10 protein-coding genes are annotated in these 14603 nt (G+C 56.1%); 5 read left to right on the top strand and 5 right to left on the bottom strand.

Translation table 11 applies throughout. The annotated features are described in order from the left end of the window. Positions 1 to 29: 29 nt before the first annotated feature. The 4 genes from THTE_RS07625 to THTE_RS07640 all read left to right on the top strand — a co-directional run bounded on the left by THTE_RS07625 (position 30) and on the right by THTE_RS07640 (position 6401). The gene (locus tag THTE_RS07625) at positions 30 to 1199 is read left to right on the top strand and encodes a DUF1570 domain-containing protein (RefSeq protein ID WP_157731910.1); all 1170 of its coding nucleotides are present in this window, start codon (positions 30 to 32) and stop codon (positions 1197 to 1199) included. A 189-nt stretch (positions 1200 to 1388) separates the two neighbouring features. Continuing rightward, complete coding sequence (locus tag THTE_RS07630; protein ID WP_095414869.1) at positions 1389 to 2726, top strand: Gfo/Idh/MocA family protein; 1338 nt, start codon at positions 1389 to 1391, stop codon at positions 2724 to 2726. A gap of 89 nt (positions 2727 to 2815) precedes the next feature. Beyond that, entirely contained in the window at positions 2816 to 4396 is a 1581-nt protein-coding gene (locus THTE_RS07635; protein ID WP_095414870.1) for a pectate lyase, read from the top strand. A 118-nt stretch (positions 4397 to 4514) separates the two neighbouring features. Continuing rightward, on the top strand, positions 4515 to 6401 hold the full coding sequence (locus THTE_RS07640; protein ID WP_095414871.1) for a sulfatase-like hydrolase/transferase: 1887 nt from the start codon (positions 4515 to 4517) through the stop codon (positions 6399 to 6401). Positions 6402 to 6899: 498 nt separating this feature from the next. On the opposite strand, the gene THTE_RS07645 is transcribed toward THTE_RS07640, so the two are convergent. Then, on the bottom strand, positions 6900 to 8285 hold the full coding sequence (locus THTE_RS07645; protein ID WP_157731912.1) for a Gfo/Idh/MocA family protein: 1386 nt from the start codon (positions 8283 to 8285) through the stop codon (positions 6900 to 6902). A 177-nt stretch (positions 8286 to 8462) separates the two neighbouring features. On the opposite strand from THTE_RS07645, the gene THTE_RS17935 reads away from it, so the two are divergent. After that, positions 8463 to 8723: a hypothetical protein gene (locus tag THTE_RS17935; protein ID WP_157731914.1), complete on the top strand. Its 261-nt coding sequence runs from the start codon at positions 8463 to 8465 to the stop codon at positions 8721 to 8723. A 12-nt stretch (positions 8724 to 8735) separates the two neighbouring features. On the opposite strand, the gene THTE_RS07650 is transcribed toward THTE_RS17935, so the two are convergent. The 4 genes from THTE_RS07650 to THTE_RS07670 all read right to left on the bottom strand — a co-directional run bounded on the left by THTE_RS07650 (position 8736) and on the right by THTE_RS07670 (position 14483). After that, a complete protein-coding gene (locus THTE_RS07650; RefSeq protein WP_095414873.1) occupies positions 8736 to 10616 on the bottom strand; it encodes a chromosomal replication initiator protein DnaA in 1881 nt (626 codons plus the stop codon). A gap of 469 nt (positions 10617 to 11085) precedes the next feature. Then, entirely contained in the window at positions 11086 to 12066 is a 981-nt protein-coding gene (locus THTE_RS07660; protein WP_095414875.1) for a GNAT family N-acetyltransferase, read from the bottom strand. Positions 12067 to 12085: 19 nt separating this feature from the next. Continuing rightward, entirely contained in the window at positions 12086 to 12829 is a 744-nt protein-coding gene (locus THTE_RS07665) for an NAD(P)H-hydrate epimerase (RefSeq protein ID WP_095414876.1), read from the bottom strand. 178 nt (positions 12830 to 13007) lie between these two features. After that, positions 13008 to 14483 carry a purine-cytosine permease family protein gene (locus THTE_RS07670; protein WP_095414877.1) on the bottom strand — a complete coding sequence of 492 codons (1476 nt, stop codon included), beginning with the start codon at positions 14481 to 14483 and terminating at the stop codon, positions 13008 to 13010. Positions 14484 to 14603: the final 120 nt, after the last annotated feature.

A 14603-nucleotide genomic window follows, 5' to 3' on the forward strand; every position in this document is an offset into this window, starting at 1 on the left:
GCCTCCCATTTTAAATGGGTGCTGATCGGATGAGTGTGGTAACACGTGTCTCTCAATCAGCCAACTTTTCGAAAGTTGCCGTCTATTGGCTCGCAGTAGTCCTGTTGCTGTCCCCGGGGAGCTTTTCCGCTGTCGGCTATTCGCTGGACATTGTGCAAGTCAAAGAGGGCGAGAGCGTCCTCACCTATCATGGCCGAATTCTTGTTCAGGCTGTGGATGGCGGAATTCTCTTGCTCACGCCGGAAGGGCGGTTGCTTCCCCTTGCGCCGGCCGAGATCGTCTCCGTCTCCCGCGACTCTGCGGAATTCAAGCCAGCAGATCCGGAAGAGGTCGCGCGGTGGTGGCTGAAGCAATTACCCTCCGGCTTTGAAATGTATCAAACTGCCCACTACCTGATTTTGCATAATACCTCTCGCGATTATGCCCGCTGGTGTGGCAGTCTGTTGGAAAGACTTTACGCTGGTTTTACCGCGTATTTTGCCAACAAGGGGGTCACCATTGAGAAACCGGAGTTTCCCCTTGTGGTGATTATTTTTTCAACTCGGGAGCAGTACGTGGCGCATTGTCGGGCTGAGGTGGGCGATGGCATCGAGAAAATTCAGGGTCACTACAACCTGGTGACCAACGTCGTCACGATGTATGACCTGACCGGGAGCGGCGGGACCGCCACCGCAGCCCAGATCGCGCGATTTGTGCAAAACCCCAACGTGCGGCAAAGCATTGCCACGGTCGTCCATGAGGCGACTCATCAACTGGCCAACAACTGTGGAATCACGTGCCGCTGGACCGATACGCCTCAGTGGGTGGCGGAGGGGCTGGCCATGTTCTTTGAGACCCCCGATCTGCGAAGCGCCCGCGGCTGGTCCACGGTGGGAGCCGTCAATCAATCCCGGCTGGACCGTTTTCGCAGTTATCTTGCCAGAAGGCCAGATGATTCGCTGATAACGCTCATTCGCGACAATGCACGCTTCCAGAGCACGGAAACCGCCTTGGACGCGTACGCCGAAGCCTGGGCCTTGACGTATTTCCTGCTCCAGCAGAAACGAAGCGCTTTTTTGGAATACCTCAAGCGGCTGCGAGAAAAGCCGCCCCTGGTTTATGACTCCCCAGAAGAACGAATCCGCGAGTTCACGGAAATCTTAGGGAATTTTGAAGCCCTCGACGCGCAGCTTGTCCGTTTCGTTTCGCGTCTGCGTTGACTCCTCTCACCGAGTTAAGCCAATTACGGCCGGATGCTTGTTCCTTGAGGGGGTTCGAAATAAGATAAGGGGCGAATTCGGGTTGCACAATTCTCGCCAGAGTGTTCCACACATCCGTTGTAGCGTTACGTCGTGTCCCCCTGCAAACGCAGAAGCGTCAGTTCCGGTTTTTGAAGGAAGGAGTTCGTCATGACACGTTCACAGCAAGCATGTCGCGGAACAACGAAGCCGTCTGCCTCCACTCGAAGAGATTTTCTGAAAACGACCGGGTTGGTGACAGGCGCCGCGCTGACCGGTGTCTCGATCGCCCGCATGGCCCATGCGGCGGGAGAGGATCCGATTTTGAAGATCGCCCTCATCGGATGCGGTGGCCGTGGAACGGGAGCGGCGGCCAATGCCCTGGAGGCGGATCCAAGAACTGTCCTCGTAGCCATGGCAGATGCTTTTGAAGACCGTTTGAAGGGCAGCCTCGCGGCCTTGAAAAAGCAGTTTCCTGATCGCGTCAAGGTGACTCCCGAAACTTCCTTCGTCGGCTTCGAGGCTTACAAGAGTGCCATCGCAGCGGGTGTGGACGTGGTTCTCTTGTGCGAGCCACCGCATTTCCGCCCCATTCATCTCAAAGCCGCGATAGAAGCCGGAAAGCACGTCTTCGCAGAAAAGCCTGTGGCGGTGGATGCCGCCGGTTATCGTTCCGTTCTTGAAAGCACAGAACTGGCACGGCAGAAAGGGCTTTGTATCGTCTCAGGACTGTGCTGGCGTTACCACCGGGCAACTATCGAGACGGTCAAGCGAATTCAGGACGGAGCGGTGGGTGACATCATCGCGATTCAGGAAACTTACAACACAGGTCATATCGGTGGACGCGATCGTGATCCCAAGTTGACGGAAATGCAATTTCAATTGCGAAACTGGTACTGCTTCACCTGGCTTTCCGGGGACCACAATGTGGAACAGCACATCCACAGTCTGGATAAAGCCCTCTGGGTGATGCACGATGAGCCGCCGGCCGTGGCTTGGGGGATGGGGGGACGCCAGGTAAGAACAGAGATGCCCCGTTACGGCAACATCTACGACCACCACGCGGTCTGCTATGAATACCCCAACGGAGTTCGCGTCTACTCCTATTGCCGTCAGCACGCCAATTGCTGGAACGACACAACAGATCACGTCTTCGGCACAAAAGGCCGGGCAATCATTCTCAATCAATGGCGAATCGACGGAGAACAGTCCTGGAAATATCAGGGCGAAAGTCCGAATATGTATGTTGAAGAACACCGCGCACTCTTCTCCGCGATCCGCAAGGGTGAACCGATCAACAACGGCGTGTACATGGCCCGCAGCACGATGATGGCCATTATGGGGCGGATGGCCACGTACACAGGGCAGAGAATCACCTGGGAAGAGGCGATCAATTCCAAGGAGGTGCTTGCCCCGTCGGCATACACGTGGGACGCGACACCGCCCATCGTCCCGGACGAGAACGGTCGCTATCCCGTGGCGATTCCGGGCATCACCAAATTTATTTGATTGTCTTCATCACCGTTTCAGTGACGGCTGAATAATGACCGGCAGCCGGGGTTGGGGACGCGGAACCTCGCCCCGGCTGTGAGTTTGGGATGGACCTTGCGAGTCTTCAATGTGGATGCCCGCCGGAGGCGATCGAGGCGGTACGCATCCATGACAAACCCGAAGACAAATCTCGGTATCAGGCATGGGGGAGGCATCCTGTGCGACGTCGCGAATTCTGCCAGCAGATAGGAATCGCCATTGGGCTTTACGCCTTTTCCAGACGCAGTTACGCAATTGAAATCACAGGGCAGGAGCTAGACCTTCCCAGAAAAGCTCATGATGCCCTTGTCCAGGCAGTCCGATTCTTCGACGAGAAAGTGTCGGTAGAAGGGGGTTACCTCTGGGCTTACTCCGAGGATTTGCGCTTTCGGGAAGGTGAAGCCCCCGCGTTACCCTCGACGGCCTGGGTACAACCGCCGGGCACTCCGAGTGTGGGAATGGCGTTCCTTGTCGCGTATCGCCTCACAAAGGAGCCGACGTGTTTGCAAGCGGCGACCCGCACGGCCCATGCACTCGTGAAAGGCCAGCTTGTTTCGGGGGGATGGGATTATCGGATCGAATTTTCGCCCGAACTGCGGAGGAATTGCCGTTACCGTCAACCGCCGAATGGCGGCGAAAAAGCACGGAACGTATCGACGCTGGACGATGATACGACACAATCGGCGCTAAGGTTCCTCATGGAGTTCGACCGCACAACGGGGATGGCCGATAAACAGGTGCACGAGGCGGTTCTTTACGGGCTGAATTCGCTCCTGGCGGTGCAGCGTCCTAACGGAGGTTGGCCTCAGCGATTTAGGGAACTGCCTCGCCTTGAGGATTATCCGGACGTGCCCGCTTCCTACCCCGAGGACTGGCCGCGTCAGTGGCCGGGCAAACCTTACTACGATTGCTACACCCTCAATGATAACGTCCATAACGAGGCCCTGAAGACAATGCTTTTGGCCTGGCGAATTTACGGAGACGAAAAATACCGGGCGGCAGCCCAACGAGCGGTAGAGTTTCTCCTGAAAGTCCAGATGCCAGACCCGCAACCAGCTTGGGCGCAGCAGTACGACGCGCAGATGCGTCCGTGCTGGGCACGGAAGTTCGAGCCCCCGGCTATATCCGGTGGCGAATCGCAGGGTGTTTTGCAGACACTCATTCTGGCCTTTCACGAGCTTGCCGAACCCCGCTTCCTCGATCCTATTCCCCGGGCTCTTGCCTATCTTGAACGGTCTACGCTTCCGGATGGAAAGTTGGCACGATTCTATGAATTGAAAACGAATCGGCCGCTCTATTTCACGCGGGATTATCAATTAACCTACAGTGACGCAGACGTTCCCACACACTATGCCTTTAAAATAGACAATCATATTGGGACTATCCGGCAGATGTATGAACATGCACGGCGAACGGGTCCTCAACCGTCGCTGGGGCTAAAATCTCCTGCCCCTGTTCTCTCTTCCGCCCTCGTGCAAACTGTGGAGCGCATCCTGAAAGAAATGGATGACCAGGGACGTTGGGTCGAAAAGGGAAATCTCAAAACAAGCGGAAAAGACGTAGCGGGGGACCGGATTATCACCACGCGAACCTTCATCAGAAATATCAGTGTACTGGCCCAATATCTTGCGGCTACCGAAAAAGAATAATCCCTCGTATCTACCCTGAGAGCAAGTGTTGTGAGGAGCGGTGTCTCAGGGATAAGCTGGACCCCTAAGGATTGCGGACGTAGCGTTGGTTGCACCTGGTACGGAGGAGATCGGCAAAATGGCGCGTCCCAAAGTGCTCGTATTGTTGGAGGGAGTGGTGGCCGTTGGTTTGGGCCTGTGTGCGGTGGCCACTTTGGCATTTGGGGCTGCGCCGCGACCGAATATCGTGTGGCTGACTACAGAGGACAACGCCGCATGCTGGTATCGGCTCTATGATCCGGCAGGGGCACCGATGCCCAACGTGGAACGTTTGGCGAAAGAGGGAATTGTTTTTAATAATGTTTATTCATGCTCACCCGTTTGTTCGCCAGCCCGAAGTACCCTCATTTCTGGTTGTTACGCGCCGCGGTTAGGAGCTCAGTGGCACAGGAAAATCCTGCCAGTGAAGCTTCCCCCGGGCCTCCATATGTTTCCCTGGTATCTGCGGCAGGCCGGCTACTATACGACGAATAACAGCAAGGAGGATTATAATTTTGCCCCTTCCGAAAAGGCGGATGTCTGGGACGAATCTTCGCCGCGGGCCAGCTACCGTAACCGGCGACCGGGCCAACCATTTTTTCATGTTCAAAACTTCGGCCGAACCCACGAGAGTCAGTTATTCCCCAATAAAGACAATTCCGAGCTCGAAACGGATCCCAACTCCGTTGATTTGTTTCCCTACCATCCCGATACGCCCCTTTTTAGAAATAAATACGCGCATTATCTGGATCTGCAGCGCGAGGTCGATTGGCAAATCGGCGATTTTATTCGGCAGCTCGAAAAGGATGGACTACTCGATGATACGTTCATCTTTCAGTTTGGTGATAATGGCGGGGTCCTGCCCGGCAGCAAGGGGTATGCCCGAGAGGACGGATTGCACGTTGCTTTGATTGTGTATGTTCCCAAAAATTGGCAGCACCTGGTCCCTGCACCGCGTGGCTCCCAGGTGGATGGGGTCGTTCAATTCGTTGATCTGGGGCCCACGGTACTCAACCTCGCCGGCGTGCCGATCCCGGAGGGAATGGACGGTAAACCATTCTTGGGACCCGGTGTCACACTGGAAGAACTCAATCAGAGGAACCAGGCCTTCGGCTACGCCGATCGCTTTGATGAAAAATATGATCTCGTCCGTTTTCTGCGAAAGGGCAAATATACTTACTGGCGAAATTATCAACCTTTCAACTTTGACGGCCTCTACAATGAGTATCGTAATAAGCAGGCCGCCTACCGAGAATGGTGGGATCTTTATCAGAAGGGACAGCTCAACCCGGTACAAAGAGCGTTTTTTGAACCAAAACCGCCCGAGTGCCTTTTCGATATAGAAAAGAATCCCCATGAAACCGTTAATCTGGCGAATGATTCGCACTACGCCGAGGTCCTCGCAGACATTCGAACGACGATGCACGATTGGGTGACTGGACTGCCAGATCTCGGTTTTATTCCCGAACCCGTGTTCGTGCGGGAAAGCCAGGGTGATGGTTACTCCTACTGCCAGCACAATAAACAGCGCATAGCACGACTGGTTGAAATTGCTGACTGGCAGCTTCGGCCCTTCCCGGAGGTTGTCCCGATGTTGGAAAAAGCATTACAAGCGGACGATCCTCTGGAGCGGTATTGGGCCGTCATCACGTGTAGTGCGTTCGGGAAAGAAGCTCGGGCACTGGCCGATTCCATCCGCAAAATGGCGGCGAGCGATCCCGACAGATTGGTGCGAATGCGGGCGGCCGAGTTTCTGGGGCTGACGGGCGAGGGAGATCCGCGACCATTCTTGATGGACATCCTCCAAAAGACTGACGATCCCGTGGAGGCCAACCTGATTTTGAACACGGTTGTGCTTCTCAAGGATGGGCCATCCCGGCTGAAGTTTGATCTGACACCGTTGCGCTCGGCCGCCTGGTTTAATGCACCGGGGGAAGTGGCACGCCGGGTCAGATATCTGATGGGGGAAGACGAAGCCAATAAATAGCGGATTTCAAGGCCAAATAGAAAAAACAGTTTCATTTGGCGGACAAATTGCGCCATTCTTCACACGGCGGATTCAATTTCCCCGCAGGCTGAAGCTCTCAATATAAAGCGCGCAGTCCGTCGTGTGGTTTTTGTCGTAATAGTGCGCAGCTCTGGGATCGGTGAGGAGACCCGGGCGAAACGGTGTGAAACCCTGGCAAACGGGGCGTGGGCTGACGCGGTCGAAGGAAATGCCGATGTCGGTCGGGGATGCGCTATACTTCCCCTGGCGACGTTACCCGCTGACTTGCCAAAAATGTGGTATGGAGGTTACATCCGCCCCTGTCATCAAACCGGGCAGGGAAAGATTGTTGTCTTGCGCCGATTCGGAATCGACCAGTGACGCCCAGTCTCTTCAAACAGGCCGGGCGAGTGCCTTGCTGTTCAGGAGATAGTGACAAGCCTGAGCCTAAAGTTTTTCTCGTCCGTGTGGACAGCTTCTCGATGACGGGAGAGAGCATCACAGCGTCCATCCCTTGCGGTAGGGCGGGCGAAGAAGCGCGTCCGCTTCGTCGTTGCCCACGATGCGGCAGGCGACGGGATCATATTCCAGGGGTTCGTCGAATCGACCGGCCACGTTGGCCGCCAAAAGCAATTCAATGACTGGACCTGCGTGATCGAAGTTGGAAAACGGCCGGCCCGTGCCGCGACACGCGTCGAGCCACTCGTATTCGTGGCCCCTTACCCTCGGATAACGCTGCGGTGGCTCCGTTTGTTCGGGAAACTTCTCGATGGGTAAAATCTGGCACACCGAATTGTGAGCATTGGTGTGGACGACGCCTTTCTCACCCACCAGCAGGGTGCCGGAACGGGGCGTCCAGCTCCTATCCTTCCATTCCAGATCTCGACCTGCAATCTCCTGGAGTTTTCTCCACACACCCTGCCGTCGCAGTTCATCCTCGTCGGCGTTGTACCAGTGGATGATCGCGGGAGGCTGGGAAGATCTCGCGGGAATATAAAACCGCACGAACTGCCAGCGAGGAAAGCCATGAGGAGCCTTCTCGGGAATCTCGCTCTCAATGCGAATTCGTTTGCCAGAGCTTGCAGGAGGATCCCATAATTCTCGAAGTTTCAGCGCCTTGAACGCCAGGTTGAGCGAATGCGACCCACCTCCACCCAGGCATCCCGTGCCAAAGTCCCACCAGCCACCCCATCCTGAGACATACTGTGGATGATACGGCCGCTCCGCTGCTGGCCCCAACCAGAGATCCCAGTTCAAATGTTCGGGAACTGGTGGCTGATCTTTCGGAGGAACGCGTGGGCCGCTTCCCCCAAATACAAACCACACGTGTACTTCCCGGATGTCCCCAATCATGCCGTCCTCCAGCAGTTCGAGGACACGGCGAAATGAATCGGTAGCCATCCCCTGATTGCCCATTTGGGTTGCGACCCCCTTCTGATTGGCCAGGTCGCGCAGGATGCGTGCCTCCCGAACATCATGACTGATGGGCTTTTCACAATAGACGTGCTTATTGAGATGAAGAGCTGCTGCCGAAACGACCGCATGCGTATGGTCCGGTGTTGCCACGACCACTGCGTCAATCTGGCTGCCTTTTTCATCAAACATTTTTCTGAAATCCTGATACAAGGCAGCTCCCGGCAGTTTCTCCGCAAGCTTTCCTAGCTGCTCTGTGTTAGCGTCGCACAACGCGACGGGCGTCGCTCCAATTCGGGCAAAGGTGGGCGCAAGGTAACTTCCTCGCTTTCCAAGTCCCACAGCAGCGTAGGCCACTTTTTCGTTCGCCTCGTACGAGAAAGCTACCCTGGTGGAATGCAGAATGTACCATGCAGCGCCTGTTGCGAGTGACTGTTTGAGCCAGCTTCGGCGAGTCATTCGGAGGGCCATGGGTGAACCTCCCGGTTCCTTAGCGATGCCTGCGTCGAGTGCGTCAACGGGACTCTTTGGAACTTTGCGGCGCGATCGACGCCCTTTGTTTGTCTGCGGATAGTATAACCCGACCGACTGGGCAAGCAATGCTCGGAAGCTCTGAGCCATCCCCACTTTGGTATTTAAGGGTCATTCATGAATTGCCTCCGCACCTTTAAAAATAAACAGGCGGAGGCCGGTAGTTGGTGTGGACTATCCAAGGTGGAAACAGGGAGAGGACAAGTAACTCGTGCCGGGCTGAATCTCGCTCCTGCTCAGGGCGTTTTCGCGGTCCCTGGCGCTTTCCCGCAGGAAGTAAGTGGCGATGAATCAGTTGGAAGCTACGTCAGATATGGCGTCAAATATGGCGCGGCGGCGTGGCAGTACGACAAGGATCTGGGATCGCCGTTCATGTGAACGCAAAATCGATTATCCTGCGCGAAGACGACGTTCAATCTCACGAATTGTTTCGCGAAGAGGTCGCTGGCCTTCTGAAGAGGCCATGGCCTCTTGGCCCGAAAGCCATTCCTCCACACGCTTTTGGGCCGAGATCACGGTCGCGTGACTGCGTCGTCCGAAAAATCGACCAATCTCCGAAAGATTGGCCCTTGTGCATTTGCGAGCGAGCCACATGGCCAGCATACGTGGCTGCGTGACGATGCGATCTTTCCGGTCACTCTGAAGCGTGCCGGGAGGAAGGGCAAAAGCTCGGCAGACCTCCCTCTCGATATCGGCGAGCGTCACCTGCTTGGTACCTTCGGGCAGAAGGTCGGAAAGGATTTCTCCGGCAAGCTGCCGATCGGGTACCCGCTTGAGGGCCCTCGCAGCGGCTTCCAAACGTCGGAGGGCACCAATGATCTGACGAACGCTTCGGGCAAACGATTCAGCAATCCACTGCTGGACTTCGCGATCCAGGGAAAAATTGGTCGCGAGGCAGAAATTCTCAACGATTTTCACCCGCGTGGCAAAGTCCGGCGGATCGATACGACAGACGATCCCACTTTCCAGTCTGCTGCGTAGCTCAGGTGTCAATTCACGAAGTTCCGAGGGCGGTCGGTCCGCGGCACACACGACCTGACAGCCATTTTTCATCAACGTGTCAAGTGTGTAGAGAAGTTCGATTTGCGTCTGTCGCTTGCCCCCGAAAAACTGAAGGTCATCCAAAATAAGGAGCTGGACGCCCCGGTATTTCTGACGAAAAACCGGGATCGTTCCCGATTGAAGGGCCTCCACGTAAGCACTCGTGAATTGCTCGGCAGAAAGATAGAGCGCGGCGACGCGTGGATTCCGTTTTTTAACTGTCTTCCAAATACCTTCCAGAAGATGTGTTTTGCCGACACCGCTTGGTCCGTGGATCACCAGCGGGGAATAACTCCCCAATTTTCGGGTGACCGTCTCGGCAGCCGCATATGCTAGTCGGTTACAATCTCCCACCACAAAGGTTTCCAGATCGCCAAGGCCCAGTGCGTTGGCGCGATTCACGGCACGCGGTTCCGAACCGGCGGAATTGGGGCGACCCTGGGTGCCATGGACATGCGTGGCGTCCAGTGGTTCTTCCCGTTTTTCCTTCGTGTTGCCATTCGCCTCACGGCCATCAGGTGCTTCGACCGTCGTGTGAGGGAGGACGCGAAGAAAATCGCCTGACGAGTCGCAGCCGTCGCACGTAGGTTCGATCTCATCATCGCTGGGATCGGCTGGTGCTTCGCCTGCGATATGCGGTGCGAAACCGCAAGGTTTGTGGCTCGCATCATTGAGCGCTTCCAGGGTGCCAGCTGTTTCCCGACTCCCCACCGCTGACAGAATCGGCTTTGGCGCGGTAAGTGAATCGGAGGTAATGCACTCAGCGCATGAGGCGTCATTCTCCGCGGAACACTCACGGGCGTGCGCTAAATGAGCAAAGAGGGGCAGGTCTTCCAGCGAAAACGTCTGAGTGTGAGAGGATAAGCTTTCGCGTGAAGTGGCCCTCTTAGTTGCGGCGGCAGATGACCGAGTACTGCCCTTGCCCGGACGAGTGGTCGGCCTGGCAAGCACGGGCTCTTCTTCTTCCGAAGTACTCAGATTCTCATTCCACTCGTAGTGAACCTGGGGGATTTTGCCGAAGACCGCCTGGCAGGCTTCCTCGATTGCGTCGTGAAAGACTGTTCGAATCCAATCGACATAAAAACTGTTGGCCACCTGGAGCGTAAGCTGGGCACCATCCCAAAGGAAGCGCGTACGTCGGCCGAACCACAAGGCATAGCGTTCATATCCGACCTTATCGGCCAACACCTTTCGGAGGGCCGATATGACTTCCTTATCATCCCTGGTCACTGCTCCACCGCTCCTGCTGCGCGTACCTTCAGCGCAATGATTTCAGCGATCGTGCGATATGATTGACGCTGAACAGGCTGCGCAATCAGATGAGTTGCGCACGAGGGATGAACCGCATCATCCTCAGCCTGCATGTGTGTCACCCGATGAGCGTGATTCTACCGCTGACAGCACTGCTGTCAAAGCCCCACAACTGGGTTGGCGAGCGGAATTTTCTGTGGTCATTTTTCGTTGGCTGAACCACTCCGCAAAACGCAAAACGTCTTCGCCGTCCAAAAACTTTTCAAAGGGTTATCCCTCAACCGTGGCGTGGGGAAAGATTGTTACGGAGTAAGTCCGATTGGGCTTCAAGGCTCGATGTATTTGTCGTAACTAATCGACTGGTATCAGGTTACGATTTATTGCGAAATCTCTCAGCGACGTCGGAAACGGTGGCGAACTGAAGAGATCTTGCCGTGTCAATCCGGCGTCACCCGGTGACGGGACCTGCCGCCCCGCGATCGTCGTTGAAAACGAACAGAAAGATGTCGCGTTCCTCAAGAGGTTGCATTCCCAACGACTCGTACACGTGAATGGCCGGTGTGTTTCGGGTATCAACGGCCAGCAGTAGCCCGCTCCGTTTCCGAATCTGCGCCATCCACTGGGCGTAACGGACCGCTTCCCTGCCCCATCCGTGTCCCCGAAATCGCGGAATCAGACCCATGTAGACCAGCTCGAGTTGGTCAAAATCCGGATGATCGGTGAGAACCAGGCACCCGACCGGCTCATTCTCGTGGGTGATGACAAACCATAAGTCGGGACAATAGACCCCCGCCGCGCGGTAACCGGCCAACACGTCTTCGGTTTCTCGAATTCCGTTAAGTTCAGGGCAATCAAGAGTACCCACGTACGTTTCTTCTACAATTTCCGCGAATTCTTTCTCGTTCCATGATGTTACGGGAACGAAAGATAGCTCCGAAGAGGGAAGCTGGCGTGGAAAATCGCGGGCCGGGGAGAGAAGATAGCGAAGCCGTGCGAGAGGCGAGAATCCGGTGTTCTTTAATGGGTCATGAAATATCGTTTGGTCCACCGAAAGGTTGGCAAAAATGAGGCGTGTTTGAGAGCTACGCAAGTTAGAGATTATCCCCTTGAAAAGTTTCTCGGCCGTGCTGAGAGGTTCATTCTCGCGGAGTCCCGGGGCGGAAATGACCGCCGTTCTGCCGGGATACATCGTCCAGAGAATGGCTCCCACCACATCGCTTCCGCGTTGGGCCTGAAGGATCCCAGCGGTGCCTGGTGGCGATTTGCGGAGATGGTCGAGAAGCCGTTGGACCTGGGCGTCGCGATCGCCCGGCGGAAGGTCCTTGCACAGCAACCATAGATTGAGCCGAAAAGTTTCTCGTGAAGCGGGACGAATGATCAGCCCCGTTTCGTCGGAATTCTCAGTTGATTGTCGAGTTGGGGCGCCCATGGCTTTCTCTCACTTGACGTCATCCTGGGCTGGGAACTCCCCGCGCATGTTGCTCGGCCACTTCCAGCACCAGCCGTCGCGGAACCCCGATGTCCACCACCTCCACCTGGCCCACAAAGGGCGCGGCATGGGGCTTCAGAAAACCTGGTTTCATTACGGCGAAGGTTACCGTATGATCCGCACGAACACATGGCTTTCCTGGTTCGCCGCTGTCGCAGTCCCAGCCACTGGGAAGATCGAGGGCGAAAACGCGGGCCCCTGCATCCCTGGCGAAGTTGATTGCCTCAATGATGGCGTCAAACGGCGGCCGGGGATCTCCAACAGCCCCCGTGCCCAACAGTCCGTCCACGATCCACTCGGCCTCCGTGAGACAGCGCTTCAATTCGTCGTTACTCAGGTCCATCCCCAGTACTTTCATCGGCAATCCGGCACGGTTGGCAATTTGGTAATTGAGGAGGGCATCCCCTGTAAGAGATTCTCCCGGAAAGGCCAGTAACAGGAGGACATCGAACCCTCGCAAATCGAGGTGCCGGGCGACCACGAATCCGTCCCCCGCGTTATTACCCTTCCCACAGCAAACGACGACGCGGCCATGGATTCCCAGGCGTTCCAGTACGTCGGTGGCCCCCCGGCCGGCATTTTCCATGAGGACCGGACCTGGGATTCCAAATTCTTCGATGGCCCTTCGGTCGAGCTCCCGGACCCACCGTCGGGGAAGGACCACATGACGCAACCAGTCGCGCTGGCAGCGATGTCCGTCCATGTGTGGCAATCCCCTACGACACTGATCGCTGTTTCCCAGGAAAACTTCTCACCGTGCAACCAGTTTACCAAAAGAGGGCCCTTTTGGGGCCCTCCCAGGTTAACTGACAAAACTTGGATCCCGAATTTTATCCTGCGGGTGCGCGCCGGCATTTTACTTGCCGGGCTGCCGTTAGAGTTCAGTGCACATCCCGAGGCATTTCGAGCGTCCGGCTTTCCAGTCCTGCAAACGCAAGGACGAGGTACACTACAAATCCTACCAGAAAGGCAGCAACCGGTGGGCACGGGATGATGTTGGTGTTGAGTACCAGGTTGGCCGCACCAACGCAAAAGCCCAAAATCCAGGACACCCAGCCTGCCGGATTGAAGCCTGCCCGCGGTCCTGCCCAGCGGTTGCCACTGAGCAAGTAGTCGGCAGCCATCGCGCCGCATACGGGACCGAATGACGCTCCGATCACTGAGAACACCTTAACGGCATTACCAGCATACCCAGAGAGCACCAGAGCAATGGAGCAAAGGGCCCCAATGCCACAGGAGACGAACGGATTGACCTTGGGCAGCGTGGTTTTGAAACTGTTAGCCGCGATGAAACTGGAGAAACATGCGGGCGGGAAGGCCGCGATGGCAAGCAGATACCAGAAAACGGCAGGGGTTTTTGCGCCGAGAACGGGCGAAAGCTTTTCCATGAGCAACGTCGTTTGCAGGACGGGAGGTTTCCCCGCGAGCTGTGCCCCAACCGCTCCGGCCGCGATCACGAGCGAAAGCCCACCGGTCAAGATGATGGCCCCGGCAATTCCCACCAGGCCGCCCCATTTGACGTCATTTTCATCCCGATTGCCCATGCCAAAATCGACGCCCGCGGCTCCTGCTGTGGCGAAAAACCCGACCACGTAAGTGGCAACCGCCAGGAAAACGCCCCAGACTGTCAGTGGATCATGAGCCTTGACCTCTTTGGCACCGGACGCCTGGTCTGTCGCCAGGGCACCATCGGCAGTGACCTTCACCGGAGTCTGACCGTCCTGCACAAGCTGCGTATGATCCATCTTGGTGACGCCGCCTAGCGATGCCAGGGTGAGGATGACCAAGATCGAAAGCGGCAACAGGGGCAAATAAGTGGCCACACGCCCCACATATTGAATTCCCTTAATGCCGATCAGCGTGGCCAGCAGCACAAAAGCAATGGCAACCACGGAGAAAGCGACCGAACCCGGTCCCGCCCCGAACGGCTGACACAACAATTGAGTGGTGAAAAATGCATTAACCGCCAACCATCCGAATTGCAGAACCCCCATCAAAAATCCCGGCATGATGAATCCGCCCTGTACGCCGTACGTGGAGGTGCCCACGATGTAAAGGGGAAGTCCCGTCTGAACACCGAGCTTTCCCGGGATGAGATAAAACAGGTAGTGACACACCAGGGCGGACACGATGAGAGCCAGGATAGCAATCCCCAGTCCCTGGGCGAGCGCGCCACCTGCTGCAAGCGGTATGCCACTGCCTTTGGCAAGCTCTTCCAGCATGGGCAATTGATGCCAAAAAACGAACCACAGGAAGATACCTGCGTAGGTAGGCGCTGTACTTGCATACCAGGGGGTCCGTTGATCCTTGGGCACCGGACGGGCGCTCGCAACATAATCTGGCAACTGTGTTGACATAGAATGTTCCTCCTTACTGGAAGACAACGCCAACGAAACCTCCACGTTTCGGGTTCATGCACTGATAGCACTGTCAGTTGGCATTGAGTATAACTCCGAAATGCCACTTGTCCATTACCG

The organism is Thermogutta terrifontis (genome assembly GCF_002277955.1).
Lineage (GTDB): Bacteria > Planctomycetota > Planctomycetia > Pirellulales > Thermoguttaceae > Thermogutta > Thermogutta terrifontis.

Bases quoted from the DNA above. Each gene is read 5' to 3' on its own strand.
- THTE_RS07665 (WP_095414876.1), bottom strand. From the start codon at position 12,829: ATGGACGGACATCGCTGCCAGCGCGACTGGTTGCGTCATGTGGTCCTT.
- THTE_RS07660 (WP_095414875.1), bottom strand. From the start codon at position 12,066: ATGGGCGCCCCAACTCGACAATCAACTGAGAATTCCGACGAAACGGGG.
- THTE_RS07630 (WP_095414869.1), top strand. From the start codon at position 1,389: ATGACACGTTCACAGCAAGCATGTCGCGGAACAACGAAGCCGTCTGCC.
- THTE_RS07635 (WP_095414870.1), top strand. From the start codon at position 2,816: ATGGACCTTGCGAGTCTTCAATGTGGATGCCCGCCGGAGGCGATCGAG.
- THTE_RS07670 (WP_095414877.1), bottom strand. From the start codon at position 14,483: ATGTCAACACAGTTGCCAGATTATGTTGCGAGCGCCCGTCCGGTGCCC.
- THTE_RS07640 (WP_095414871.1), top strand. From the start codon at position 4,515: ATGGCGCGTCCCAAAGTGCTCGTATTGTTGGAGGGAGTGGTGGCCGTT.
- THTE_RS07645 (WP_157731912.1), bottom strand. From the start codon at position 8,285: ATGGCCCTCCGAATGACTCGCCGAAGCTGGCTCAAACAGTCACTCGCA.
- THTE_RS17935 (WP_157731914.1), top strand. From the start codon at position 8,463: ATGAATTGCCTCCGCACCTTTAAAAATAAACAGGCGGAGGCCGGTAGT.
- THTE_RS07625 (WP_157731910.1), top strand. From the start codon at position 30: ATGAGTGTGGTAACACGTGTCTCTCAATCAGCCAACTTTTCGAAAGTT.